Genomic DNA, 2870 nt, shown 5'->3' on the forward strand with positions numbered 1-2870 from the left:
TACCAGAGACTAAAGGTCAGTTGATTGTGAACGTTGGAGCGGTCTTGGGCGTTGGTGTGGAAATAGCGCAGGGTATCGTTCATCCAACCCATGTTCCACTTGAAGTTGAAGCCTAGACCTCCCATGCTGGTTGGGTAGGAGACTTTTTCCCAAGTGGTGGACTCTTCAGCGATCGACAAAATTCCTGGATAGTACTGGAAAATCACCTCATTAAGCTGCCGCAGAAAGCTAACTGCCTCTAGATTTTCTCGTCCACCATAGGCGTTTCTCACCCATACCTCCCGCTCATAGTCTAGATAGAGCATAGAGGCCACAGCATCTACCCGAATGCCGTCGATGTGATACTTGTCAAACCAAAACAGGGCACTGGCAATCAGAAAATTGCGCACTTCATTGCGCTCATAATTGAACACTAGAGTTCCCCAGCCTTTATGTTCGCCCTTACGCCAGTCGGCATATTCATACAGGTGAGTGCCATCAAACATGGCTAGGCCGTGGGCATCTTTGGGGAAGTGACCCGGCACCCAGTCAATGATGACACCGATGCCTTCTTGGTGGCAGCGATCGACAAAATACATGAAATCTTGAGGAGTACCATAGCGTGAGGTAGGCGCATAGTACCCCACTACTTGGTAGCCCCAAGAGCCATCAAAGGGATGCTCAGTAATGGGTAATAGCTCGATATGGGTAAAGCCAATGTCTTTAACGTAGGGGATGAGGCGATCAGCCAATTCGCGGTAGGTGAGAAAGCGTGCACCTGGCTTGTGGGGTACAGCAACTGCCTGTCCCTGCTCTGGTGGTGTATTCAACCCAGAGTGGAGCCAAGAACCCAAATGTACCTCGTAAACAGAAATGGGTAAATCTTGGGGATTAACCTGCTGACGTTGCTCTAGCCAAGCTTGATCGTGCCAAGTATAGGTCAAATCCGTAACGATCGAGGCAGTTGCAGGGCGTATTTCTTGCTGATACCCGAAGGGATCCGTTTTGAACCACACGTCACCACGGGCATTTTTGACCGCATATTTATACTTCTCACCTGGCTTGAGATTGGGCACAAATATCTCCCAAATTCCCATGCGGTTGCGAGTCATAGGGCATTTGTGGACATCCCAGTGATTAAAATCGCCGACTAGGGTTACCCCTTGGGCATGAGGTGCCCATACAGCAAAGTGCACACCGGGTTTGCCATCCTGCTCTGTTAAGTGTGCGCCTAGCTTTTCGTAAATGCGATAATGAGTTCCTTCCCCAAACAGATAAGCATCAAGATCAGTGAACCAGTCAGTCTGTTGAACGGTTGTCATGGTTATGAAAATCACTTTATTTGCGGTGGTTTCCTGGTGGTTGCATGCCTACAGTTCCAAACCTGTGTCTGCAAACAAGTCAGTTAGGTCTTTCCCCATAAGCTGATCTTGGTACAACATACTCAGGCAGCGCTTAGCAAAGTTATCGTCCGTTTGAATTTTGTGGGCAAGAAAATTCTTTACCGATTCAGCAGTAACTGCCTTGGGAGTGTAGAGATGTTCAATGTCTGCTAGCGATCGGGTCAACATCAGATCTTTCTCGTGCACTTCATCTTCGTAGACTACCTCTTTGCTCATCCATTCCCAGTCCACTCGTTGGATCCAGAGCTTTTCTCCGGTGTAAATGGAATTTATATTGATGGTCAAGTCGTCAGTTACCCACCAGTAGGTATCTGCGTCGTCGTACATATGCCCATATAAGCTATTGGGCAGGGTGACATGACGGCCCGAAAAGGTGCGGATATTAGCGTTGGCATTAGCAGTTGTGCGATAGGCTAACTTCAAGCGCAAGTACAGTCCTTCTTTCTCATACTTGTTTTTACGAGGGAGCAAGTGATGAAAACTAATAGCAGCACCGGCCCCATAGAGTTCTAGCAGTCCCTGACCGCGATCTAGGTACCAATTGTCACCATAGATGGCTGCTTCTGTGACCCAAGCTGTGCCACTTTGACCCAACACATCAGTTTGTTGCGCCTGATAGGGACGGGGCATGATTGTCTTGCGCACACAGGGAAAGAATTCTCTCTGAAGTTCCATCAACCACCTTCGCGATCGGTAAATTTGCAGCCTATGGGTTACGGTTTGTAACCTGTGACATATGTAATTCTTGAAGGGATTCTCTGTCAAGTCTTCTCTGTGGGTAGCAGATAACCTCAAACTGTTGATCCCCTCAAGTTACTTTCCAGATTGAGCTTCTCAGACACGTTTTTGCAACTGTTGTTACAGAGCCATACTGGATAACGTCTAATGTTCTAGCTAGAGTCTTGCCTGTGACTCAAAAGCTCAGTGAGATGGCGCTAATGGTTCTAGAGTTCCTTCTGCTAGCGCTTCAGCTCTACTTAGCGGCATAGGGTAGCTGACAAGTTACGCTTGGGGAGCTATGACTAGGAGGAAAAACTGGTTGACTGACAAGTCTTTTTTGTAGGTTGGGTTGAATAACGTGAAACTCAACACCAGCCTAGGTTCTATTGGGTTATGCTATTGCTAAGCTAGCCTATAGGAGAATAGGAGTTTCCAAAGTTTTGTCAGGCAACTAGGAGGAAAAGTCAAGATTTCTTAACCAGTAGTTAGTCTCCAACACGAAAGACTAACGAGTTACTGCTGAGTTACTGCCAGTAAATTTACGGTAGCGTCCTGCTGTAGATGCAGTAGCATGAGGCATAAAGATAGGGTATTACCCCTCATCCCATCTAAGCTGGGCACATGATAACCCAAAAAATTTTCAAGAAATCTTTAAAAAAGGGGTTACACCCCTCACCCCATTAATGCCATAATAGTCTGTGTAGATGCACCCTGATGGCGGGGAGAGTCGCTAGAGGCTCTCCCTTTTTCTTATCTGCTATTCAGTCA

The 2870-nt window shown here is 47.2% G+C and carries 2 protein-coding genes; both read right to left on the reverse strand.

Features of this window, described 5'->3' with window-relative positions; genetic code table 11:
- Positions 1-1301, reverse strand: a 1301-nt coding sequence (gene glgB / locus NZ772_16660; GenBank protein ID MCS6815187.1) for a 1,4-alpha-glucan branching protein GlgB, incomplete at its 3' end; no start/stop codon positions are given.
- A gap of 48 nt (positions 1302-1349) precedes the next feature.
- Positions 1350-2057, reverse strand: coding sequence for a hypothetical protein (locus tag NZ772_16665; protein ID MCS6815188.1), 708 nt, complete (start codon positions 2055-2057; stop codon positions 1350-1352).
- Positions 2058-2870: the final 813 nt, after the last annotated feature.

The organism is Cyanobacteriota bacterium, assembly GCA_025054735.1.
GTDB lineage: Bacteria > Cyanobacteriota > Cyanobacteriia > SKYG9 > SKYG9 > SKYG9.